The sequence below is a fragment of the Acinetobacter sp. YH12254 genome, from assembly GCF_013417415.1.
Taxonomy (GTDB): Bacteria; Pseudomonadota; Gammaproteobacteria; order Pseudomonadales; family Moraxellaceae; genus Acinetobacter; species Acinetobacter pseudolwoffii.
In genome coordinates this window covers 43,741-66,931 of sequence record NZ_VPEB01000017.1, presented here as the reverse complement: position 1 = coordinate 66,931, position 23,191 = coordinate 43,741, and the positions used below count along the sequence as shown (strand labels likewise).

General features: G+C 41.7%; 25 protein-coding genes. 4 read left to right on the top strand and 21 right to left on the bottom strand.

All coding sequences use genetic code 11. The features are described from left to right. Nucleotides 1-608: 608 nt before the first annotated feature. Nucleotides 609-1,256, bottom strand: coding sequence for an HAD family hydrolase (locus tag FTV29_RS12645; RefSeq protein ID WP_005169586.1), 648 nt, complete (start codon nucleotides 1,254-1,256; stop codon nucleotides 609-611). Nucleotides 1,257-1,354: 98 nt separating this feature from the next. On the opposite strand from FTV29_RS12645, the gene FTV29_RS12640 reads away from it, so the two are divergent. Then, nucleotides 1,355-2,122, top strand: coding sequence for a hydroxymethylpyrimidine/phosphomethylpyrimidine kinase (locus tag FTV29_RS12640; protein ID WP_100355901.1), 768 nt, complete (start codon nucleotides 1,355-1,357; stop codon nucleotides 2,120-2,122). A 75-nt stretch (nucleotides 2,123-2,197) separates the two neighbouring features. Here FTV29_RS12640 and FTV29_RS12635 read toward each other — a convergent pair whose 3' ends face one another. The 17 genes from FTV29_RS12635 to acnD form a co-directional block, all read right to left on the bottom strand. Beyond that, nucleotides 2,198-3,253 (bottom strand): DUF1176 domain-containing protein, encoded by a 1,056-nt coding sequence (locus tag FTV29_RS12635; RefSeq protein WP_180075576.1) that lies wholly within the window; start codon nucleotides 3,251-3,253, stop codon nucleotides 2,198-2,200. Between the two features lie 3 nt (nucleotides 3,254-3,256). Further along, nucleotides 3,257-3,586, bottom strand: a complete 330-nt coding sequence (locus tag FTV29_RS12630; RefSeq protein WP_257224518.1) for a hypothetical protein — start codon at nucleotides 3,584-3,586, stop codon at nucleotides 3,257-3,259. A gap of 50 nt (nucleotides 3,587-3,636) precedes the next feature. Next, nucleotides 3,637-4,077, bottom strand: a complete 441-nt coding sequence (locus FTV29_RS12625; RefSeq protein WP_180075575.1) for a nuclear transport factor 2 family protein — start codon at nucleotides 4,075-4,077, stop codon at nucleotides 3,637-3,639. Nucleotides 4,078-4,505: 428 nt separating this feature from the next. Further along, nucleotides 4,506-4,871 carry a 5-carboxymethyl-2-hydroxymuconate Delta-isomerase gene (locus FTV29_RS12620; protein ID WP_180075574.1) on the bottom strand — a complete coding sequence of 122 codons (366 nt, stop codon included), beginning with the start codon at nucleotides 4,869-4,871 and terminating at the stop codon, nucleotides 4,506-4,508. A gap of 124 nt (nucleotides 4,872-4,995) precedes the next feature. Continuing rightward, entirely contained in the window at nucleotides 4,996-5,334 is a 339-nt protein-coding gene (locus tag FTV29_RS12615) for a zinc ribbon domain-containing protein YjdM (RefSeq protein WP_005097964.1), read from the bottom strand. A gap of 122 nt (nucleotides 5,335-5,456) precedes the next feature. Then, nucleotides 5,457-5,900: an SRPBCC domain-containing protein gene (locus tag FTV29_RS12610; RefSeq protein ID WP_180075573.1), complete on the bottom strand. Its 444-nt coding sequence runs from the start codon at nucleotides 5,898-5,900 to the stop codon at nucleotides 5,457-5,459. Nucleotides 5,901-6,134: 234 nt separating this feature from the next. After that, on the bottom strand, nucleotides 6,135-6,524 hold the full coding sequence (locus FTV29_RS12605; RefSeq protein WP_005097967.1) for a ribonuclease E inhibitor RraB: 390 nt from the start codon (nucleotides 6,522-6,524) through the stop codon (nucleotides 6,135-6,137). A 259-nt stretch (nucleotides 6,525-6,783) separates the two neighbouring features. Further along, nucleotides 6,784-7,716 (bottom strand): DUF4041 domain-containing protein, encoded by a 933-nt coding sequence (locus tag FTV29_RS12600; protein ID WP_180075572.1) that lies wholly within the window; start codon nucleotides 7,714-7,716, stop codon nucleotides 6,784-6,786. A gap of 585 nt (nucleotides 7,717-8,301) precedes the next feature. Continuing rightward, complete coding sequence (locus tag FTV29_RS12595; RefSeq protein WP_005169561.1) at nucleotides 8,302-8,967, bottom strand: pseudouridine synthase; 666 nt, start codon at nucleotides 8,965-8,967, stop codon at nucleotides 8,302-8,304. A gap of 83 nt (nucleotides 8,968-9,050) precedes the next feature. Beyond that, a complete protein-coding gene (locus FTV29_RS12590) occupies nucleotides 9,051-9,764 on the bottom strand; it encodes an SIMPL domain-containing protein (RefSeq protein ID WP_180075571.1) in 714 nt (237 codons plus the stop codon). Between the two features lie 122 nt (nucleotides 9,765-9,886). Further along, nucleotides 9,887-10,135: a DUF6868 family protein gene (locus tag FTV29_RS12585; protein WP_044111121.1), complete on the bottom strand. Its 249-nt coding sequence runs from the start codon at nucleotides 10,133-10,135 to the stop codon at nucleotides 9,887-9,889. 531 nt (nucleotides 10,136-10,666) lie between these two features. Then, nucleotides 10,667-10,930, bottom strand: a complete 264-nt coding sequence (locus FTV29_RS12580; RefSeq protein ID WP_180075570.1) for a hypothetical protein — start codon at nucleotides 10,928-10,930, stop codon at nucleotides 10,667-10,669. 113 nt (nucleotides 10,931-11,043) lie between these two features. Then, nucleotides 11,044-11,265, bottom strand: a complete 222-nt coding sequence (locus tag FTV29_RS12575; protein ID WP_180075569.1) for a hypothetical protein — start codon at nucleotides 11,263-11,265, stop codon at nucleotides 11,044-11,046. Between the two features lie 163 nt (nucleotides 11,266-11,428). Further along, nucleotides 11,429-11,572: a zinc ribbon-containing protein gene (locus FTV29_RS12570; RefSeq protein WP_004645925.1), complete on the bottom strand. Its 144-nt coding sequence runs from the start codon at nucleotides 11,570-11,572 to the stop codon at nucleotides 11,429-11,431. A 135-nt stretch (nucleotides 11,573-11,707) separates the two neighbouring features. Continuing rightward, entirely contained in the window at nucleotides 11,708-12,205 is a 498-nt protein-coding gene (locus FTV29_RS12565) for a hypothetical protein (RefSeq protein WP_180075568.1), read from the bottom strand. After that, entirely contained in the window at nucleotides 12,180-12,836 is a 657-nt protein-coding gene (locus FTV29_RS12560; RefSeq protein WP_180075567.1) for a hypothetical protein, read from the bottom strand. The genes FTV29_RS12565 and FTV29_RS12560 overlap by 26 nt, the downstream gene beginning before the upstream one ends. 76 nt (nucleotides 12,837-12,912) lie before the next feature. Further along, the gene (gene acnD, locus FTV29_RS12555; protein WP_005097979.1) at nucleotides 12,913-15,531 is read right to left on the bottom strand and encodes a Fe/S-dependent 2-methylisocitrate dehydratase AcnD; all 2,619 of its coding nucleotides are present in this window, start codon (nucleotides 15,529-15,531) and stop codon (nucleotides 12,913-12,915) included. A 785-nt stretch (nucleotides 15,532-16,316) separates the two neighbouring features. Here acnD and FTV29_RS12550 point away from each other — a divergent pair. Together FTV29_RS12550 and FTV29_RS12545 are read left to right on the top strand one after the other, a co-directional pair. Then, nucleotides 16,317-18,434, top strand: a complete 2,118-nt coding sequence (locus FTV29_RS12550; RefSeq protein WP_180075566.1) for a multicopper oxidase family protein — start codon at nucleotides 16,317-16,319, stop codon at nucleotides 18,432-18,434. 116 nt (nucleotides 18,435-18,550) lie between these two features. After that, nucleotides 18,551-19,276: a folate-binding protein YgfZ gene (locus FTV29_RS12545; RefSeq protein ID WP_100329167.1), complete on the top strand. Its 726-nt coding sequence runs from the start codon at nucleotides 18,551-18,553 to the stop codon at nucleotides 19,274-19,276. Between the two features lie 52 nt (nucleotides 19,277-19,328). On the opposite strand, the gene FTV29_RS12540 is transcribed toward FTV29_RS12545, so the two are convergent. Then, a complete protein-coding gene (locus FTV29_RS12540) occupies nucleotides 19,329-19,574 on the bottom strand; it encodes a hypothetical protein (protein WP_074383483.1) in 246 nt (81 codons plus the stop codon). Between the two features lie 427 nt (nucleotides 19,575-20,001). On the opposite strand from FTV29_RS12540, the gene FTV29_RS12535 reads away from it, so the two are divergent. Further along, entirely contained in the window at nucleotides 20,002-20,799 is a 798-nt protein-coding gene (locus FTV29_RS12535; RefSeq protein ID WP_005097985.1) for a tetratricopeptide repeat protein, read from the top strand. 261 nt (nucleotides 20,800-21,060) lie between these two features. On the opposite strand, the gene FTV29_RS12530 is transcribed toward FTV29_RS12535, so the two are convergent. Both FTV29_RS12530 and FTV29_RS12525 read right to left on the bottom strand, forming a co-directional pair. Next, nucleotides 21,061-21,987, bottom strand: a complete 927-nt coding sequence (locus FTV29_RS12530; protein WP_005097988.1) for an AEC family transporter — start codon at nucleotides 21,985-21,987, stop codon at nucleotides 21,061-21,063. Nucleotides 21,988-22,049: 62 nt separating this feature from the next. Next, nucleotides 22,050-23,159, bottom strand: a complete 1,110-nt coding sequence (locus FTV29_RS12525; RefSeq protein WP_180075565.1) for an NADH:flavin oxidoreductase/NADH oxidase — start codon at nucleotides 23,157-23,159, stop codon at nucleotides 22,050-22,052. Between the last annotated feature and the right edge of the window lie 32 nt (nucleotides 23,160-23,191).

Below are 23,191 nucleotides of genomic sequence, written 5' to 3'. Positions count from 1 at the left end.
TTGTTCCATTTTAGAGATTTGTTTAAGATAAGATATAACTCATTGAGATGTGTCATAGTATTCGTCGTTAGAAAACAATTATTGTGACATTATTTCAATGAGTTATCTATTTTTGTCGTGTACAGAGCAGATTTATATATTAGATCAGTTTATGTCTGCACCCTCGGGCAAATTCTTCGGTAAATGAAAAAGACAGGACTGAATCAGACAGTCTTCAGCATAACGTACAATTCCTGAGGCTCTGGGCTCTAAAATCCTATCATTCGTAGCAACGTGAAATAAAGTTTGGTATTCGCGCCAATAGTCAGACAAAAAATGACTTTATCTGAGTAGTCTACATCGAGTTAGAATGCGTTCCTTGCTGCTTAACCACTCGATGAAATCTCGCTAGCATTTACACTTTGGTTCCGAAAGCTTCTTGGAGTCGAGGTACTTCATCCGCAGATAATGCATGAATGCCAAGAAAATTAGAGTACAAATATCAATCAAAAAAGTAGTCGTTTTCTGGTTTATGAAAGCGATCTAGTTATTAACAAATTCAATTAAAAAACCCCTCAAAAAATAATTTTTAAGGGGTTTAAAATAAATTTAACCACAAAAATAAATATTTATTTTAAATAATCTAACAAGTCATCAAAGTTTTCTATTTTATATTCAGGTTGTGCACGTTGTAATTCATTTGCACTGCCATAGCCATATGTAACTGCAATAGATTTGATTCCATTGCGGCGTGCACCCAAAATATCGTATTCACGGTCACCGACCATGATGCAGCCTTCGGCCTTTAAATGTTGCTGTTCTAAAATATACTGAATCAGCTCACCTTTATTGGTTCTGTCACCATTGAGTTCGCTGCCATAAATTTCAGTAAAATACTGAGCCAGATCAAAATGCTCTAAAATCTGTTTGGCATAAACCGTCGGTTTTGCCGTAGCGACAAACAAACGATAACCACGGCGTTTCAGTTCTGCCAACGTTTCTGCCACACCCTCGAAAACGTGATTTTCATATAGGCCTTTCACTGCAAAACGTTCGCGATAAGCCATCAACGCCTGCTCAGCCAGAATATGATCGGTCTCGATATTTAAAAGTTTGGCCAGCGAGGCTTTTAAGGGAGGACCGATAATCCAGTCGATATTGATCTCATCGCTAATCGGATGACCCACCTTTTCCAGACCGTAACGCGCAGACGTGGTGATCCCCACTTTAGGATCAGTTAATGTCCCATCCAGATCAATTAAAATATTCTTAATCACAGCCCATCCCCTCTCATCAGCACCGATATAAATTAATATCGAGAGTTCATTCAAATTTGCCTATACTAATGTAATTTTAGTGAATGAAGGACATCATTTTGCGCCCTACCGTACTTTGCTTTTCCGGTTTAGACCCTTCAGGTGGAGCCGGTCTTCAGGCAGATATTGAAGCCATTGGTCAAAGTGGTGCACATGCAGCAATTGCCTGCACAGCCCTCACCATTCAAAATTCACAGCAGGTTTTTGGTTTTGAAGCGACATCTAAAGAGCTGCTGCTGGCTCAGGCCAATGCCGTGGTGAATGACCTGCCAATTCGCTGTATTAAATCTGGCATGTTAGGCACCACAGAGAATATCGCAGCACTGGCGGAGTTTTTGACTGCACATCCGGACTATCTGTATGTACTCGATCCGGTTCTGGTGGCAAATAGTGGCGGTTCATTGGGCAATCAGGCGACACTGGTCAAAGCATTTACCCAACTAATTCCATTGGCTACCCTTCTAACTCCGAATACGGTTGAACTGCGTGCTTTAACAGGTGAAGAAGACCTACAGCTGGCCACTCAAAAACTATTTGATATGGGTGCACAAGCAGTTCTGGTTAAAGGCGGTCATGAAGATACGCCGGATTATATTCAGAACAGTCTGTATATCGCGGGCAAGTTGATTAATGAGACCCGCTGTCCACGTCTGGAGGGTGAATATCATGGTTCGGGTTGTTCACTGGCCAGCTTTATCGCCGGGCGTCTGGCCATGGGTGATCAACTCAAAACGGCGGTACAGCATGCAGAAACCTGGTTGTTTGGGGTATTAAAAATTGCCGACATCCCTGTTCCGAATGGTCAGAGAATTCCAAAACGCTTTTAAGATGATATTTTTTTAAATTCAAAAGCCTGAATGATTCAGGCTTTTTTATAGCGTTTATTTTTATGCAGGATATGACTATTTAAGGGGAATGACTTTGCTTACATAGGTCGGCAAATTCCAGGCACCGCCGGCAAAGCCTTTGCATTGTACGGTCAGACTACTGAAGCTTTTGACAAATTTCTTGCCATTCCAGGCCCATTCGTCCTGACTCAGACAATCGCCCAAACCACGTACTTTATGCCCGGAAAATATCTGGCCTTGGCTAAAGGTTTCTCCCGAAGTCGTCACCAGCTGTTTCAGTTGCTTGTTTTGGTCCATTAGCCAGAAGCCACTACCCATATTATAAGCCCCGCGCCAGCATGGAATCTGAACCAACTGATTTTGGGCATTAATGGGATAAATCGTCATGACGTCATCATCTAGAAAACGCTGGCTAAACAGCAAATCACATTGATCCTCGTTGGTGGTGGCTTTCAGTTTTCGAATCATCTGCTGACTGGCTGCCGTATTCAGTTTCGCTTGAGTGACTTTGCCTGACTGATATTTGGGTATCACAATTTTCGGTATCGCTGCGGCTTTGAGGACCGTCTGATCGGACTTTTTTCCCGGCCTGATCAAGGCTGAGGATGTAGAAAGTCGACGCTGAAATTCATCCATCTTCAGTAAAACCGCGCTGGCTCCGGCAGTCGATAAGTTCCATCGTGATTGAGCATTCTTAAAGACAACCGGACCTGCTCCCTGTACAGCTTTCAGCAAGGCTCGCGTTTGATCGGTACTGAGTTGCCCTATCCCCTCCCGATTCAAACCAATCATGCCATAAGGCGTGCTGGCAATTTGCAGCTGAAGCTGAGCTGTCGATGCTGCAGCTTGCAGGGGTAAAATTTGGACTTTTGCTTGTACCGCACTGGTCGTTCCTGCTGCGCGTGTTAATAAAACCGAAACTGGTCGATCAATCTCCTGATCCGACTGGTAACCTGAAGCGCGGCAGGTGCCGGTATTGTCGCAGGCCATTTCCCAATCTTTATGTGAAAAATGCAGCCCCTGAATGGCAGCAAGACTTAATGAGCTGATACTGGCCAGACCAAATGCGACACTCATGGTTTTGATGCTGTATTTCCATTGTTGTTTCATCATTTAGTCCTTATTTAAAATGCTTGCCGAGGTGGCTGACTGCATCTCTTTACCATTCAGCAAAATCAGCACCATGAACAAAAACACAATCCCGATCATGGCCAGTGGATTCAGAATTGTATTTAGCCAGTCCAGTGCGGCTTCTTCACTCGAAGGTTTCAGGTCGACCACTTTGACATTCTGCACATTTGGATTCCTCGCTTCCTGCTTCGGGGTATCGATCGAATTTTCTAGCCTGTCAAAGGTCTGAATTGCACCGTCCCACATCCCGGCTCCCTGACGATAGTCTTTGAGTATATTCAGTTTTTGCTGAATGGTGTCCTGATAAAGCATGCCTGTAATCATTTACCAAGATATTGCACTTAATTTTTTAAGCTTATGACTTAACTGACGCTTTTGATCCTGCGCATCTTACGGGTTTCTAGCTGTACCGGTACTGAGGTATGTTGATGCAACAATTGCCATCGTCCCTGCTGCTTGCTGAGACACATACTGACCCGGCACCAACCCAACTGAAAAATTGGCTCAATTACCGCATAATTCACCCGAACATAGCCATCGACCAAGGCTAAATCAGTGCTCACATGAATATTGACCTCTTGACGCTCTATCCGGATTCCTTCAGGTATAAAAGGCCGATATTGCAGCCAGAGCGCCTGATAGGCATCTATGCCTTTTATTTCAGTACTGACATCGACCAGACGGATATCTGGCCGGCATAACTGAACAATATCCTGAATTTCAAGTCTGGCTACGGCATTATCCCATTCCTGAAGAAATGCCATGACTTCCTGAGCCAATTGTTTATCCCCAAAAACCTGCATCAAATTTTCCTCAACCGGACAAGTCAGACCTGAAATCGGGATTCAATCAACTCACCGGATTTCTGATCTTTTGTTCTTATTATTTTGCCTATGCTAAAGCGTTATTCTCGCTTTGCTCTCCCCACTGCCTGATTCGGTTCAGCTCACCTGAAGATTATTTTTTTAAATTATTTTTATTTCAATCAGGATGAATATGCCGTTTCTAGATTGGATGATTCAAAAATCAGCAGCGATTAAAAGTTACTTTAGAACTTTTATTGCATGCCTGTAAATGACATAAAGCGTCATTTAAAAATAGAAATAATTTTAGATCTGAATAAGATAGCTGACCATTACAAACCAAGTCGATCTGTTTATAAATTTCGTATGGCATTGATAAAGTTTTAAGGCATTTGATCCATGTCATATCAACAGATAAAAACCATCATTCAGATAATGGCTTTACGATAGGTCTGCTTTGGCATTTCAATAATTTCGACACAGAGCTGAATTTTTAATTCGGGCTGTGGAGCAATAGATTGCTGCATCACCTCAAGCACCAATGCAGAAATCGCCTGACGCACTTCGACACTACGTCCACTCAATAGTGAGACTTTGGCATGTGCATAGGCCTGATCTGTCCGTGGACTCAGTCCAATGACATAATCCTGCTGCATAATCGCACGACTTTTTAAATCATCGGGATCGGTGACATAGCCTGCATTGAACAATGCCTGATGCATGGCCAGCAAGAGCGGCTGAGTCTGGAGCAGATGTTGAAGATTGTCAGAATATTCCAGATGCAGATGTGGCATACGAGTGATCTCGGATCAAAAACGTGAGGATTGGGACTACATAAAAAATAAACGCTGAATTTTAGCAATGAGACGATTTATCCACCGTCTCATGTCCAGTTAAAATTCTAGTCTGATGCCAGATTTAAGCTTTCTTTACATATTCAGATTTTAGCTTCATCGGGCCCATTCCCTCGATTTTACAATCGATATCATGACCATCAGCAGCATCCGGCAATAGGCGGATACTTTTGACTTTGGTACCCACTTTCACCACTGAAGATGAACCTTTGATTTTCAGGTCTTTAATCACCGTCACGCTATCGCCGTCCGCCAGCACATTGCCATGAGCATCCTTAATGATCACTTGTTCTTCAGTAATTTCGCCTTCTTTCCACTCATGTGCACATTCAGGGCAGATCAGTAGATCGCCATCTGCATAGGTATATTCAGATTGGCATTTTGGACAGTTTGGCAGACCCATAAGAACCTCGAAAAAGAGAAAAATTAAATAAATGAAACAAATAAGATCACAGTATAGCATCTTTGCAGAGATGCGCTTTTGAACAGGAGTTTCGTTGAAGGCCAGCTCATAATCATCAAGCATTAATTATCCGGGATATGCGGATTCACCAGCAAGGAAAGTAGCTGGAATGATTCCTGCCAACTTAAGTGACATACCGCAGGCGGCACTAAATCGGGATAGCCGACCTGAATAATATGCAGGCCTGTACCGACTACCTTTTCAAAGATCACAGTGACTTCTATTTCACCTTGCAGATCTGGCGTCGAAAACTGATCGGTATAACGCAGTAACTGATTGGGAATCACCTCATGATAAATCCCATGAAAATGGTGCTGGGTACCGGTGGAAAAATTGGTAAAGGTGGTTTTATAGCTGCCGCCGGGTTTGACTTCCGCATGTTCTACCTTGGCAATAAAACCATGTGGTGCCAACCATTTTGCCAGTGCATCCGGATGAACAAAAGCACGATACACCCGCTCCGGAGGTGCACTAAACACTCGATGCATTTTTAGAGTGTAACTCATTTTGTCTTGTCCCTTATTGTTATTATATATTTTTATTGAGGGATATTGCCCTTCTCTTGTATAGACTGACCAGACCAAGCTGAGCGTCCATAGAACTGATTTTACGCAATCCTCAATTTGGTATATATAATGACTATGTATCTGTATTAAAGCCCTGACATTCCGATATAACTAAATATAAAGGATAAAAAAACCCGGCAGCACCGGGGTTTTTTTATTTAAATACAGGCACAATCAGCTATTACGCAGACTGCTTTCTTCTTCATCCAGCTCATCATCATAGACATAGGCCATGCAGCCCCAACCATCATATTCACCCTGAAATTCTGCAGCGATTTTGCTGAACCACTGTTCCAGATCCACAATATCCTCGTAGGTTGGTTCCATATAGACATAAATCGTGATAATCCATTCCAGGGTCGCGCTTTCTTCATCCTGAAACAGGCTGATTTTTTGTTCTTCCTTTAAGAGATACAAGGCACAACGATCTGCCTGCTCTTCATCACTAAACACCAGCGAAAATTCGATTTCATGTGCTTCTTGCAGGTCGTCGCCATCCTGATGCATTTGCCACAGTACATTGCCATTTTCATCGTCAGGGAATTGATTGTAATCACGTGACATAGAAGTATCCTTATTATGATGCTGTTTTATTCTGCATCTAAGATTAGCTGATTTTTAGACAATTATCGAGATCCGGACAAAAAATATTATCTTTTAACCATAAATAAACATATGATTTTTATAAATATAAAAATTATCTGTCAAATGGGTATTTCTTAAATATTTACAGCCTATCACGTCCGGGAATATCGATCTTTCGCTAAAACCCTATTCGTTATCAGCTACCATCAAGACTTAGTGCGCTTGATGCCTATCAAAACTATACGGTCTCTGGATGCCGGCCTTCTTGCTTCATGTGCACAACCAGCGCAGCAAACTTTAATTCCTCTAAACGTAAATCCAGATAGGATGACTGAATCGTGGCCTGACTCAGTTGCTGTCCGGTATAATTCAGCAGGACATAATCATCCCTTAAGGCTTGCAACATCTGTCCCAAATTTTCTCTGTTTAATTGAGCAAGATATAAATCTGCCTTGCTATTAAAGGCCAAACTAAAGATTTCAATGATACTTCTACGGCGGCTGTCATCGATATAATTACAACTGGCGATCTGCTGTGTTGCTATGGCCTGCTGAATTTTTTCACGTACATCGAGCAGATGCCGAGCCGCATCCGTTTCACTATATCCTGCGATCAGCTGTTGTAAAAGTTGCGGTACTGGCAGACATAAACCGTAATGCTTGGCCTGGATTTTATGTTCCAGGGCATTCACTACGTCCTCTAAGTGCTGCTGTTGCTTGGCCTGTTGATAATAACCCGCTAAACTTTTTCTGGCCTGCTGTTCAACTTCGACTAAGGCTTTCGCTTGAAACTGGGCGAGATAGTCTTTCACGCTTTCAATATAAGCCTTGAGATCATCAATCATGATCGAAGCATCCAGTTTGGTCACTTCAACAAAATTTTCGGCCTGCAAAGTCCGGTTGATAATATATTGTTCGATATCACAGATATCCTGATATTTTTTATATTTATTCAGCGCAGTCGTTAAACTGCCATGCTGTACCCGCAGTTGGGTCACGTCATAATTCAGTTCATCGACTTGAGCGTCATAATCTGCCAGTCTGCTGCGTGAATGATCCAGATTTTCCTGTAAAAACTGGATATTGCTGCGTAATGAAGCCTGGATCTTCAAGCTCCAGAGCAAGGCACATAATAAAATACTCGCGAGAACGAAAAAAGCCATACTGAGCATTGTTCTGTCCTTTAACCCCGGGCATTGCCCTAAAACATCAAATTAAAAATTTATTATAAAGTACTGGTTAATTTTGCATCACTTTGACCAGATAATCAAAGCCATTAATCGCCACTAAGTCGCTCATTCATTTTATTTTTCTATAATTTTTTATGTGCAAGTCATACATCATGAATTGATTTGCAGCTTAAATCAAAACGATCCTGAAACAGCTAACGGTGTTTTTTATATCAAAGGATATAATTTAAAAGTTTAAAATTAATGACAGTAAAATTAAAAAAACCAATAGAAATAAAGATATCAAACTTATAAAAGCAGATAAAGACAATAAAAATTCCTAAACTCATCATCAAGATATGCAGCCAGCATTCACCGGTATGTTCTACATCGACAGAAGATTGGGCAATGCATAAGTATTAGATTTCAAATAAAAAACATGAAAAACCATTAATTTTCAGAGCATTGACTGAAATAAATTCTCACAATTTTTAATTCAGGTAGCCGATTTTAAATGGCAAATACCATTTTGAATGACTGTAAAAATAGAACTAATTTGACCGGATACCATCGTTTTTATAATCCACATCAAAACGGAACTACGACTTCAATCTCAACCGGAACACCACTCAGCGGCTGGCTAAAAGCCAGATAATTGGCATGCAAAGCCATACGATTTAAAGGACTGCGCTGTGGTTCTGGATGATAGATTTTATCGCCAGTAATGGGATGACCCAGATACAGCATATGTACTCGCAACTGATGAGAACGGCCTGTGATGGGCGTGAGTAAAACCCGACTAATGTCTTGCTGGGGCAAATATTCTATTGCCTGATATAAGGTTTTGGCAGTTTTGCCCAGTTCATAATGCACCATCTGACGCGGACGGTTTTCCCAGTCGGTCATCAAAGGCACTTCGACGCTGCCCTGACCTTCAAGTTTGCCTTGTACCAGTGCGACATAATTTTTATGCACGGTACGTGCCTGAAACATTTTACTCACCGCCACTTCTGCATCACGGTGTTTGGCAAACATCAAAATACCTGAAGTGGCCATATCCAGACGATGGGTGATTTTAGCCTGCGGATACTGGTCCAGAACCCGCAAATAAGCACTGTCATGATGTTCAGCTAAACGCCCGGGAACCGACAATAATCCGGCCGGCTTTTCAATCACCACCAGATCATCATCTTCATAAACAATATGCAACGGTTCTTGCGGTGGGCAATAGACAAAGTCGGGGTTGATGGGCATTTTAGGAATACAGCATCTGGAACAATGCGCGCAAAATAACAAGCTGTATTTAACCTGTCAATCACCGCGCATAGCCAGATAAATTAATCTGCCAGATAATAATCCACCGTCGAAACTACACGGACTTTTTTCAAATAGGGGGTATTGCTGTCGCGATCTTCGATACTAAACATGCCCTGATTGGCGGACTTGATTTTCCCCAGACTGCTTTTTGAATCTGCGGCAAATTTTTCTGCCACACTGCGGGCATTTTCGGTGGCTTGTTCAATCATCGCCGGCTTAATGTCATTCAACTTAGTAAATAAATATTCGGTTCTTTGTCCGGAATCATCTCCAGCAAAGGCAATGCCTTTTCGACCCAAAGCCATCAGACGGCTTTGTGCCTTGCGTACTGCATCGATGTTGTGGGTATAGACGGTAATGGTCTGACTGGCAGTATAGCGCAGTGCGACATTGGCATCACCGCCGTATTGCTGGGCGTATTTATCGGTAATACTCGGTGAAGCACTGGTGATCTCTTCGGCACTAAAACCTTCATTTTTTAGAAAGGTCTGAATTTCCTGGGTATTGTTTTGCATGGTATCGTACAATTCGGCCAAATCCTGACTGCCGGCATTAAAGCGGATTGGCCATACCGCCACATCGGCTTTGACTTCGCGTTCCGACAAGCCTTTGACCGAAACTATACGTTCATACTGTTTAATTTTCAGCGCGCTATTGCCCAGAATCCATCCTGCAATAATCATTCCCAAGCCGATCAAGGCGCCTAAAATCAGGGCCGGTTTGAATTGATTCATCCTTCAACTCCTTTGAAATCTTTTTTCGTTCTTATTGATCCTGCCACGCTATCAAGTAGCGATAAAATGATACTAATTCAATCTTATTTTTATCACTCGAAGATTCAATCACAACATCGTACTTAACCTTGATTTATCAGATAGATTGCAATTAACGGCGTCAGGTTAAACAGCAGAATGCCAATTTTATACACAGCCATTCCTGAATAATGAATCACATCAAAACTGGCATCTGACAGCCGAAACCATTTTCCATGCACCTGCTTCATCCAGTTTCGAGCAAAAATAAAGACCATGAACCAGATCATGAGAATGACATAATTAATGAGTGTGCAAAACAGTAAAAAACGGCACCAGATATCGAGATTCATCATAATTCCCCACTGGGCGCAGCTGATGCTTTAAAAATAACAGATTTGATCTGGGAAAATGAGAACTGATTTGTATCATGCTTGAATTGAATCTTGGTTTAAGCTTTTGATTTATTGTTATTTTAATGATTTATCATATTTGCACTGCTGGAGAATTTTTTAGGGTGTTGGGAAAACGTCTAATGGTTTACTTCAACTATCAATCTTTATAAGACTTGATCTTATAGCCTATAAACTTGTGGTCTATAGCGTCCTAAGCCGGATCGAGACCTTTTGGGTTCGTACTGCACTCGCGTTTTGCGCCGCTCACAGCATGCTACTCTTTCCGATCCCATCACACCCTTGAAAGCTATATTAGGCAAAAATGAACGGGATTAATTTCCTATGTTTTTTTAATTTTTAGATTTTTTGAAAATTTATTTCATTATTAAACCAAATTTAGGGAAATAAATTCTATTCTTCATTTTTTACGCTTTTTTATTCTATAAAAATGGCCTTTATTGCAATTTATCTTCAAGACATGATGACTATTTATTGAAACAAAGCAGCCTGAATCCATTGTGCGCTAAACCACCAGATACTGATTGCGGTCATCCCGCACAGCAGATTGGCCAGAACTTTATTGAGTCTCGTCAGTTCAGAGCTATAGATTTTCAGATTCAGTAAATATGCCATCACGCCGTAGAGCAAGCCAATTGCGCCCCCAAACAGGATCAGAATTAATGGCCATGCGGAATAAAAGTGGGCTTTTTTGCTTAATTTTCCTGATTCTGGTGCGTACTCTCTGATTTCCATATGCGTTTGACCTCTTTCCAATATGTGCACATGCACTATTTCAAGGCAGATATTTAGCTGTTATTAAATATTTGCCGATTAGGACTTTGATTGAAGCAAGAAGCAGACCAGTTTTAGCGTACAAAAAGCTGACGGGTATGTTGGTTGATATAGGCATTCAGGCCATCGCCATATCGGGCGAGCTGTTTCATGTTTTCGACATGCTGATCACCGGCACTACTATAACTATAAGTATAAACTTTCGAGGTTTTCTTAAATTGCACGCGAATAAATTCGTTACCAATCTCGTAATTGGCAACACCTGAGTCGTGATTAAGATCAAGATAATGTTGCAATTGAGCTGCCCTAAACACTGTGAATTTAGGCTTTTACATGGGGTTTCATTGATCAACTTTCAATCAATTTCAAGCTATAAATAGGGATGTTTAGATAGCAAAAAGCCCTATCGAGTAATAGGGCTTTCATTCAAAACAGAGGGTAACTGTTTGAGTTGTTTGCTTAGGCATTCTTATTGTTAAATTGATTGCCTTGGCATTTGGTACACGGTGGTAAACGATCAGTACCAATTTCTAAGTAGGTGCGGTGTCCGCATTGAACACAAAAATAGAAGCCTGTTCCGGGTTTTTCGCCAGCAGTAACCATCTTTGTTCTCCATGGTTTTAGAAATGGTCCGTCTAGTATAACCCTCTGGTGATGAATGTCTATTGTCCATTTTTGTAAATGATAGTGTCGTTTGGGCGAAGACTAGAAGACTAGCTATTAGTCACTAAGTTAGTTCTAATAATCAGCATTGATATAATTACATAACCTCTCATTCTCATTTTGTAGCCAATGCTCGAAATTATCTGGATCTTGAGAAACTTCAAGCATATTCTTCAACGAAGATCTATCCATTATCAAATCCAATCCGCTTTGACAAAACTTCCACCCTGCTACCAAGTTTTCTTCGATATACCTATCAAGCTCGTCAAAAATCTTTACAATTTCAATAAACTTATCTTCATTTAAAGGAGTTGAGGTAAAGTGGACGCTATTTTTATAATCAGACATTGTTGCAGGAACTGCTCCATATCCCTCTAAATGGAAATGAAATGATTGACTCTTTTTTTCAAATCCACCATGAGCAAAAGTGTTACGATATTTTTCTTTTATTTGAATTAGATTGTCATAAATCTTTTTGGATAAACCTTTGCATCCTAACACTTCAATATATTTTTCAGACCAAAATTGACCAATGATTTTTTTAATTTCATATTTTGAATCTTTTTTTTGCAAATGGAAGTATTAAAACCAATACATGCTCTAATCTACTAAAATATGAATCAATCATTGAAAGTGCGTTATATACAGCTTCTCTTTCCAAATCTTTTTTCCTAAGATAATTTGAAAGTACTTTCTTAAAATCTTTATCTTTCCTGGTAATTTCTTTAGCGAACAATTTTTGAGCTTCATAACGAAAGTACATGTACTGATTATCTAACTTATGAAAGTTATTTTGAATCGTAAAATTGCTTGAATTAATTTGTTCTTCAGCATATTGAGCTAATATTTTTGTCTCGATAAACTTAATATTCTTCTTTAGTTTATTTATGACCTCTTTATGATTTGTACTTCCATCTACTTTTTGACTATAAATTCTCAAACCAAATTTATGTGAACTTATCATATTCACAATACCTTTATATTTAAAAACTATTCCCCAATGCATCTTATCCCATCTATAAATAGAACTGAATTTACATATTTTATGTAAGGTAAACAGTAAAATAGCTTCAACAGGAAAGTCCTCACGAGAAATAGAAATATAAGATTTATCATCAATCAAATTTTCAGATATTGGATCTGCATAGGTAAAATCTTTAAACAAGATATCTAATCTATTCTGTATTTCTGGTTGAACGTACATAAAATTTCACAAATAAAAAACCTACATAAATGTAGGTTTTTTATATATTAAAATCAAATAAGACCAATTGAAATCATCAAGCCACATTCCCTTCTAAAAAGTCCTGTGCAAAGCGTTGCAACACCCCACCCGCTTCATACACATGCACTTCTTCTTCAGTATCCAGACGGCAAGTCACAGGCACTTCAATAATCTGGTTCTTACCATCATCGGTTGAACGCTCAATCACCAAAGTCAAAGTCGAACGTGGCGCGATATTACCAATCACGCTATACAACTCTGTACCATCAAGACCTAAAGTCTTACGATCTGTACCCGGCTTAAACTCAAGCGGCAACACGCCCATCCCGACCAAATTGGTACGGTGAATACGCTCAAAACCTTCCGCTACAATCGCTTCCACACCAGCCAGACGTACACCTTTCGCTGCCCAGTCACGACTCGAACCCTGACCATAATCCTTACCGGCAATAATGATCAACGGCTGTTTACGGTTCATGTAAGTTTCAATCGCTTCCCACATCCGCATCACTTCACCTTCAGGCTCAACACGTGCTTTCGAACCCTGCTTGATGCTGCCATCAGAACGCACCACCATTTCATTAAACAGTTTCGGGTTGGCAAAAGTTGCACGTTGCGTGGTCAGGTGATCACCACGATGCGTTGCATAAGAGTTAAAGTCTTCCTCAGGCACGCCCATTTTTTTCAGGTATTCGCCTGAAGCACTGTCGAGCACAATCGCATTGGATGGTGACAAATGATCGGTGGTGATGTTATCACCCAAGATCGCCAGTGGACGCATATTGGCTAAGGTACGTGGTGCAGCGAGAGCACCTTCCCAATACGGCGGACGGCGGATATAGGTACTTTGCGGACGCCAGTCATATAGCGGGCTTGCTGCCTTTTCATTCACACCCAAGTCAAACATCGGAATATAGATTTGACGGAACTGTTCCGGCTTCACTGCTTCTTTCACCAGTGCATCAATTTCTTCATCCGATGGCCAGATGTCTTTTAGATAAATCGGGTTGCCATCTTTGTCATTACCAAGTGAATCCGTTTCGATATCAAAACGAATCGTACCGGCAATCGCATACGCCACCACCAGTGGTGGAGATGCCAGAAAAGCCTGCTTCGCATAAGGATGGATACGGCCATCGAAATTACGGTTGCCCGACAATACCGCTGTGGCATACAGGTCACGGTCAATAATTTCTTGCTGAATTTTTGGATCTAGTGCGCCCGACATGCCGTTACAGGTAGTACATGCATAAGCCACGATACCAAAGCCCAGTTTTTCTAAATCTTTTAAAACGCCAGCTTCTTCCAAATACAAAGCAGCCGCTTTAGAACCCGGTGCAAAAGAAGATTTCACCCAAGGCTTACGGACTAAACCGAGTTCATTGGCTTTACGTGCCAGCAAACCTGCCGCCACGGTATTTCGCGGGTTTGAGGTATTGGTACATGAGGTAATCGCCGCGATAATCACCGCGCCATCTGGCATTAAACCTTCAGCCTCTTGCGCACGTGCAGCTTCTAGATTACCTGCAATGCCTTTTTCTTTTAAGTCAGATGTCGAGACACGAGCATGTGGATTGGATGGGCCAGCAATGTTACGGGTTACTGTTGAAAGATCAAAACGCAATACACGTGGATATTCTGCCTGAGTCATATCCGATGCCCACAGACCAATCTCTTTGGCATAGGTTTCCACCAGTTTGACTTGCTCTGCTTCACGACCAGTCAAAGTCAGATAATCAATGGTGTTCTGATCGATATAGAACATCGCAGCGGTTGCACCGTATTCCGGAGTCATGTTGGAAATCGTGGCACGATCACCCACTGACATGCTGTCTGCACCTTCACCGAAAAATTCTAAGTATGCCCCGACCACACGTTCTTTACGCAGGAATTCTGTCAGTGCCAACACAATATCGGTTGCGGTAATGCCCGGCTGACGCTGACCAACGAATTCCACCCCAATAATATCCGGCAGACGCATCCAAGACGCACGGCCCAGCATCACATTTTCCGCTTCCAAGCCGCCAACACCAATCGAGATCACGCCAAGCGCATCAGTATGTGGGGTATGTGAATCTGTACCGACACAGGTGTCCGGGAATGCCAGGCCATCACGGTTTTGAATCACCGGAGACATTTTCTCCAGGTTGATCTGGTGCATGATGCCATTACCGGCCGGAATCACATCGACATTTTCAAAGGCAGTTTTGGTCCATTCAATAAAATGGAAACGGTCTTCATTACGACGGTCTTCAATGGCACGGTTTTTCTCAAAAGCATCCGGATCAAAACCGCCAAATTCCACTGCGAGCGAGTGATCGACAATCAGCTGGGTCGGTACCACTGGATTGACTTTAGCCGGGTCACCGCCCTGTTCTGCAATTGCATCACGTAAGCCGGCAAGATCGACCAAAGCTGTTTGTCCCAAGATGTCGTGACAGACCACACGTGCCGGATACCATGGAAAATCATGTTCCTGTTTACGCTCAATCAGCTGGCGCAAAGACTGTTCTAAAATGGCAGGATCACAACGACGAACCAGCTGCTCAGCAAGCACTTTGGAGGTATAAGGAAGTTTGGCATATGCGCCTGGCTGAATATCTTCTACGGCCTGACGCACGTCATAATATTCCAGCTGGGTGGATTGCAGCGGTTTACGGTAGTTGTTGTTCATAGCTTGCCTGCCCTCGTTTATTACTCTTTTTTGCACATCAAAATTTATTGATGACTTGTTTTTTAATTAAGGCATTGTACGCTGCCGAAAGTCCATTTCCCAAATCTTATAATTTTCAATAGTTTAATTATAGAAATCGGTCTATTTCAATAAATTTGTTATCTGGCCTTTAGAATTTTGGCTCTAAACTTCTATTTTTTTGAAAAATCGTAGAAAATTCATCTCATTCTTTAGTATGAGACACTCACAACAGCATAAAAAATAATCAACATATAGGCGCAATAAACAGGCTTTATTTCATATTCATGCAACTTTTATGAGCTGTATTTTAAGCAGCGAATAGACCCTATAACCGATTAAAAGCCAACTATTAAAAGCCAAATAAGTCTCTTCTCTTACATTTAGGTCTTTATATGCAAGCGGCTTGTTGATAAAAACTGGATATTAAGCATATCTTCAAAACATCCTTATACAATAATTCCGAAAATCATCGTATTTCAGCGATAGAACCATTTAAAAGCTGTGTCCTGATTCAATTCCATAATTTTCGTAAGACTTTCTTACAAATTTTACAACTATTTTAATATGTATAAATATTATCGAATAATTAAAGATTTACATAAAAATTAGCACATTCAACACCAAAGAAAAAATACTTTAGACATACCGTTTATCTGCCTCCCCCTAATTTGGTGATAACAGTTTTTCTCTCAATTAAGTAAATCTAAACAGTAATTACTTCACAACAACAATACTCATCACAAAAGTAGATAAAGGTGATTACGATGTTACAGCTTGCGATTATCGGTGTCATAGCAGCGGTCATAGCCGTACTGGCATCAAACTGGAATGGAGCTAAAAATCCTCCTAACCCCTATAACCCTTCAAATCCAAATAATCCGTCAAATCCAAGTAACCCAAACAACCCGACTCAGCCACCACCTGCTCCAACTGCACCGGATTCTCTGATCAGTAATCCGCCATTGCTACAGAAAAATGCCAAAGGCAAATACGAACTGATCATCGCGTATAAAACGGATAAGTTGTATAACCCCAGAAAAGGAACATGGGATCAACTGGTGCTCCGTGGCTATGTGACCAAGCCCAGTTTATTTAATAAGAAAAAAGCAGGTGAATATGTCGAAGACCGGCTGGTTGGGCCACAGATTCGGGTCAAACAGGGAGAAACCTTTTCTGTGCATTTGAATAACCAACTGCCCACGGAGTCCACAGCAACCTGCCCAGAACATATTCTCGATGCGAATGACCCGCATTGTTTTAATACCACCAATCTGCACACTCATGGCCTCTGGGTCAGCCCGCAAGGCAATAGCGACAATGTTTTCCTGAAGTTCAAACCACAGGAAAAATTTGACTATCAATTCAAAATGGAACCAAATCATCCTGCGGGTACTTACTGGTATCACGCTCATCTACATGGTTCAACGGCTATTCAGGTCTCTAGCGGCATGGCTGGCCCATTAATCGTAGAAGGCAGCCGTATTCCTCAAGTCAGGAATGGCAAAATCACATCGACGGGAGACATGGATATTCTGTGGAAAGATAAAGGCAAGAACAGCTATTCTAATGAAAATATCCTCCTGTTTCAGCAAATTCAGTATCGATGCACTCACCCGGCAGGCACGACCAATCTCAATAATTGTGATGCTGGTGAAGTCGGTATGCTGGAAGATTATCAAGGCCTGAATGCCTTTAATTCATGGGGAGCAAATCATTATTACACCTCGATTAATGGCAAAGTACATGGCGAGATTCAAGTTGAGCAAAACCAGTTTAAGCGCTGGCGTATGATTCATGGTGGTGTTCGCGACACCCTTGGTCTTATTATTAAGGAACTGCCAAAATCACAAAAATTTACCGCTGAACAAACCATTAAAGCTTGTTCTGAATTTCAGGAAGAAGACAAAAAAGCAGATTTTGATCAGCTCACCAGCTTGCCGGTCTATACCATTGCTCAGGATGGTTTAACCATGGATCATGTGCAGACACGTAGAATCTCGATATTTCAACCCGGTTACCGTCACGATGCAATGGTCGCCTTCCCAAGCACGAATAGATACTGTATTTTTGACACCAACTTGAACATTGATGATGAAATCAATGCCATCCCTACATCCGGACAAATTACCCCTCAACTCGCTCCGGGTAATACGTTAAATGCCCAACTACTGGGATGGGTGAATGTCAAAACGAGTAAATTAAAAGCGCAAACGCCAGCCCAGTTTTTACAAGCTCAGGCACAGAAAATTGGCTTAAACAAAGAAATTCAGACCCAGCTCTCACAGTTAAAACTTTCTGCCTTTATCGACCACCCATCGCTGATGACCACTGAAATTGAAAATCGCTTAAAGAACCGTCCACCACAACGCTCAACCTTCGATGCCAGCTTTGGTCCAAATGGTAAATTTGGCTACCGTTACAGTGATATTGAGGGAATCTATAGTTTTGGTGACCTCTTTACCGGCGCGGATGCAGTAGAAGGTGCATATGTACGGAAACTGGAATTTGGGCAAATTGATGAATGGATTCTTAGCAGTAATAACCTGAATCATCCTTATCATATCCATGTGAACCCCTTCCAGATTGTAAAAGTGCTGGATCCAACGGGTAAGGATGTCAGCGATATTCCGCTGGCAGTAGATCCAAATCCTAATCTGGAAGATATTCAATACCGCGGCTTAAAAGGACAGTTTAAAGATACAATCTTTGTTAAACAGGGGTATCAGGTAATTGTCCGCAGCCATTACAAGAAATTTGAAGGTGATTTTGTACAGCATTGTCATATTCTCGATCATGAAGATCAGGGCATGATGGAATATGTTCGGATTTGTGGCGGTAAATTCCCTTGTGATTCGCCATTGCCGGCTAGCCATCACCACTAAATATTATCATTCCATAAAAGCCGATGATTTAGATTGTCGGCTTTTTTGTTTGCCTCTATTTGATGCTTGCTGCACAATAACTGCATTGATTTATAGTATTCAAACTGGGGCTTATCATGGCAACGTCTCCTGCTTTTACATTGTTTAGTCTGAATGGTGTTGATGCACAAAAATTCCTTCAAGGTCAGGTGACTTTGAATACTGAAACATTGGCTAAAAACCAGACACGTTATACCGCGATCTGTAGCTTGAAAGGCCGTATTCAATTTGGCTTATGGCTTAAAAAGCTCAGTCCGGAAAGCTTTGAAATTGTAAGTACTGACGATCAGGCCACTGAACTGGCGAATCATATTAAAAAATTTGGTGCCTTTTCAAAAATGAAACTGGAACTGGTCGGTGCGGTTTATCCTGTGATCAATGATATTCATACTGACTTTGTTGCAACTGAAACCGATGTGGCGACCTGGGAGCAGCAAGCCATTGAATCAGGTCAGGCCTGGATTCAGGCGGCCACTGCGACCCTGTTTCAACCACAGGAATTGCGCTTACATCAACGTGAAAGCATTCACTATGACAAAGGTTGTTATTTAGGTCAGGAAGTCATTGCACGCTTATGGTTTAAAGCCAAGCCAAAACATTGGCTGCATCTGATTCAAGCGACGGGTGAAGCACCTGTAGTCGGCACTCAGCTCAACAACAATGTTGAAGTCGTGAATAGCATCAGTCTGAAGGATGGCTATAAAGCCTTGGTCGTAGCCAAACCTGAAGCATTGGCCGAGTTGGGTCTAGAGGTTCTGGAACTTCCTGAAGCTTTGAGCGGTGATGTAGCACGTCCGCAATAATTCCGGTTTAGGCCCTAAAAAAGCCAAGACTTAACTCTTGGCTTTTTTTGTTTTAGAAACCATGAAACAGCTTATTCATATCTTTCACCACATAATCTTTGAAGTGATAAGCACGAGCATGTTTGGCATCAAATTTTGTGGTTAATTCACCTTTTTGAAAGGTGTAGACCCGGTCTTCCTGACTAATCAAAAATTCTGCACCGAGCTTCATCAGCAGTGCGTCAATCTTGTCTTCATCCGCAATCGTGTCATCTACGTTAATTCTGTCATAGTGGCGTTTAATCGTTTTGACAAACATGGCTCAATCCTGGGAGGCTGATTTAAACCGAGATTTAACCAGAGAAGTTCCTTTAAGCAAAGTAATCCTTTCAATATCTGAATGATTGATAGGAAAGTTATCCAGATCAGTGATCTGGTTAAATCGGTATATCCTGCTTTGATGATTTATTTTGATTAAATCCCTTTCATAACTCAAGAAATGATAATTTTATTCATATTTAAATAGAGGTTGAACGCTCCTTCTCCCTTCGGGAGGAGGAGCATGCTGCGCAAGTCTCCGACAAGAAGATAGAATTTCATTTATAATAATTAAAAAATGATTTATGAAAGAACTCTAATGACAAATTGTATATTTACAAAGCACAAAATCCTTTTATGATGTAAGTGAAAATGATTAAAACCGCACCAAGGACTTAGGTGCCAGCAATAATAAGGTTATAGGAACCATGAAAAAGTTAATACTCGCTACTGTTCTTGCAGTTTCTGCGCAATTCACTCTGGCAAATACTGTAAAAGATCAGGCTGACCCCCAGTTTGTAAAAATTGAAGCCATGGTGAAAGCCAATAATTTCAAAGGCGCCTATGACGCTTTAAATCAATTGGCTAGTCAGGGAAATGCCCAAGCCATATATAACTTAGGCTATTTAACCCAGACCGGCCAGGGCACTGCCAAAGACGAGAAAAAAGCCATCCAGCTTTATGAACAGGCAGCCAGCAAAGGTTACCCTGTGGCCAATTATGTACTGGGCAAAAATTATGCGGCGGGTACATTAGGACTAAAGCAGGATTTAAGCAAAGCCAAACAGTATCTGGAACGTGCCTCAGCAGCCAACTTTGATGATGCCAGTGTAGATCTGGCTGTGCTGTTATTTGCTGAAAATACCCCTGCCTCAAATAAAATCGGACTACAAAAGCTGCAACCATTAATCACAAAAGGTAATATGCAAGCGATTCACGCCAAAGCCTTATATGACATCAGCTCTGGTTTTAAAAACAAAGATGAAAAACCGATTCAGCAAGGTTTAAGCAGTATTCAGGATCTGGCGAAAAAAGGCTATATCCCTGCCCTGATGGCTGTCGGCAATATGTTTGCCAATGGCAGTATCGTGCAGCAAAACTTGCCTGAAGCGAAAAAAATCTTTGCTGCATTGGCACAGCAAAATATTCCGCAGGCTAAAGAGTCTTTGGCAGCAGTAGACAAAATGATGGCGGAGCAGAAAAAAATACCTGCCAAAAAGAGTTAATTTGGTTTCGCCCCAATGAAAAGCGGAGCTTCGCAAGAAAAGCATCTTGCGAAGCTCCACTTTTCACCGCAAAAACTCGTCAGCCAGCATCCACTGGTAAATTTGTCGCAAAAACAATCATTTTTAATCTTGCGGTGCAATACACCGCATGCCTCAAACAGTTGCGGATGAGTTTTTCATCTATCAGATATAATCATGAATTTAAAAAAGAAAATGCCAATATGGGGCTTTTTATAAGGAGAGAATCAATCCTGGAATGAGCTATCCCCACCACAAGGCAATCAAGCCGCTGGTCACGATAAAACCAGCAATGGTGCTCATTAGCAATGGTGTTAAGGCTCGATCATTTAAACCATAGGCCTGTCCCAACATACCGAAGATCGTTGGCATCGGTAAGGCAGCAATCAAAGTACCCGCATGAACCATTTCCTGACTTAAACTGGTCAATTGACTGAGGCCAAGATACATCAGCAGCGGCATCATAATGTTGTTAGAAAACACCAGATAGAAACTTTGCAGATTAACGTATTTCAGGCTCATTCCCACAATACCGCCACCAATTGCAAACAAGGCCAATGGCGATGCTGTCTGTCCGATCAAGGCAAAAACCTGATCGATATAGAGCGGAATTTTAATCTGGAAAATCGCACAGGCCATACCCAGTACGACCCCCATAAATAAGGGGTTTGTTACTAAAGTCAGCACCACACTTTTAAAAATGGAGCCAAGATTTGCCTGATGCTGTGTTCCCAGCGCAGCCATGACCAGTACCAAAGGAATCAGCAACATACTTTCAATGATGACCACCAAAGAAGTATAAGTCATGGCCTGCTGCCCGATTAACAGACTAAGCACGGCCGTACCAATAAGTCCGGTATTCGACATCGCGGCGCCCAGTGACAATACTGCACTCTGCGAATGCGTATTCTGAAAATAACGGCGCATCATCCAGAAACCGCTACCATAGAGCAGTAAAGTTACGCTGCTATACACCGCAAAGTATTCAAAATACCAGATTTCATGCAGGTCTTTAGAGGCGAGAGACTGGAAAAACAGCAGAGGCAACGCCACTTTAATGACAAAAGCACCGACTGTACCCACTTGCTCTTTGTCTAACACTTGACTTTTTACAGTCAGATAACCCAGTGCCAACAATAAAAAAATGGGCACAATGACCGCAAAAATCATAATGCAGCGTCCTCATTTGCAATGAGTGACTATTATACGACCTTCCTGCTTAGAAAAGATTGTTAAAAAGGCTCAAACAGATGGTTTAGACCATGCGGGGCACTGCGAAGATATTGGGGTGAAATCTTTAGTTTTTCTTCAAGTGCCGCAGCTGCATGCCAAGGCCAATGTGGATCGTAGAGAATCGCCCGTGCAATAGCGATAGCATCGGCCTGCCCTTTTTGCAGAATATGTTCTGCCTGTTCTGCTTCGGTAATTAAACCTACAGCAATTACCGGAATATTGACGGCTTTTTTGATGATATCTGCAAAAGGTACTTGATAGTTCGGTTTCACATCAATGTTCTGTTTGACATGTAAACCGGCACTGGAAATATGAATATAAGCTGCGCCCATCGCTTCGAGGGCTTTAGAGAGTTCAACCGAAGAATCAATATTCCAGCTATCCTCATGCTCCATCCAGTCACTCGCTGAAATACGCACTCCGATTGGATAATCTTCCGGAACTGCTGCCTTCATCGCTTGCAATACTTCCAGCGTCAGGCGAATCCGGTTTTCCAGTGAACCGCCATATTTATCCTCACGCTTATTGGAAAGTGGCGACATAAACTGATGTAACAGATAACCATGTGCTGCATGTAGTTCAATCAGGTCAAAGCCTGCATCAACTGCGCGTTTGGCACTTTCTGCAAAGTTTGCAATGACCTGATCAATCTCTGCCTGATTCAGCGCTTTAGGAGGATGTTCGTCTGTCTGAAAAGGAAGATCACTGGCAGAAACAGTTTGCCAGCCATGTGCCTCATCCGGTTTAAACTGGCCTCTACCTGCCCATGGTTTATCTGTAGAGGCTTTACGTCCGGCATGTGCAAGCTGAATAGCAAATGGCATTGGCGATATAGATTTAACTTTGGCCAATAATGCTTTGATCTGGGCAGCTTGCTGATCATTCCACAATCCCAGGTCTGCATAACTGATACGACCTTCTGGTTGTACGGCAGTCGCCTCGACAATACAGAGTCCGGCACCAGAGAGCGCATAATTCGCCCATTGCTGCTCATGCCAATACGTGATTTCACCCTCATCTGTGGCTGAATATTGACACATGGGTGCAATAATAATTTTATTGCTGAGTGATAATGAACCAAACTTTAGCGGTTGAAATAATAATGTCACGTGGCAATCCCTCTTTATTCATGTGAAGTATG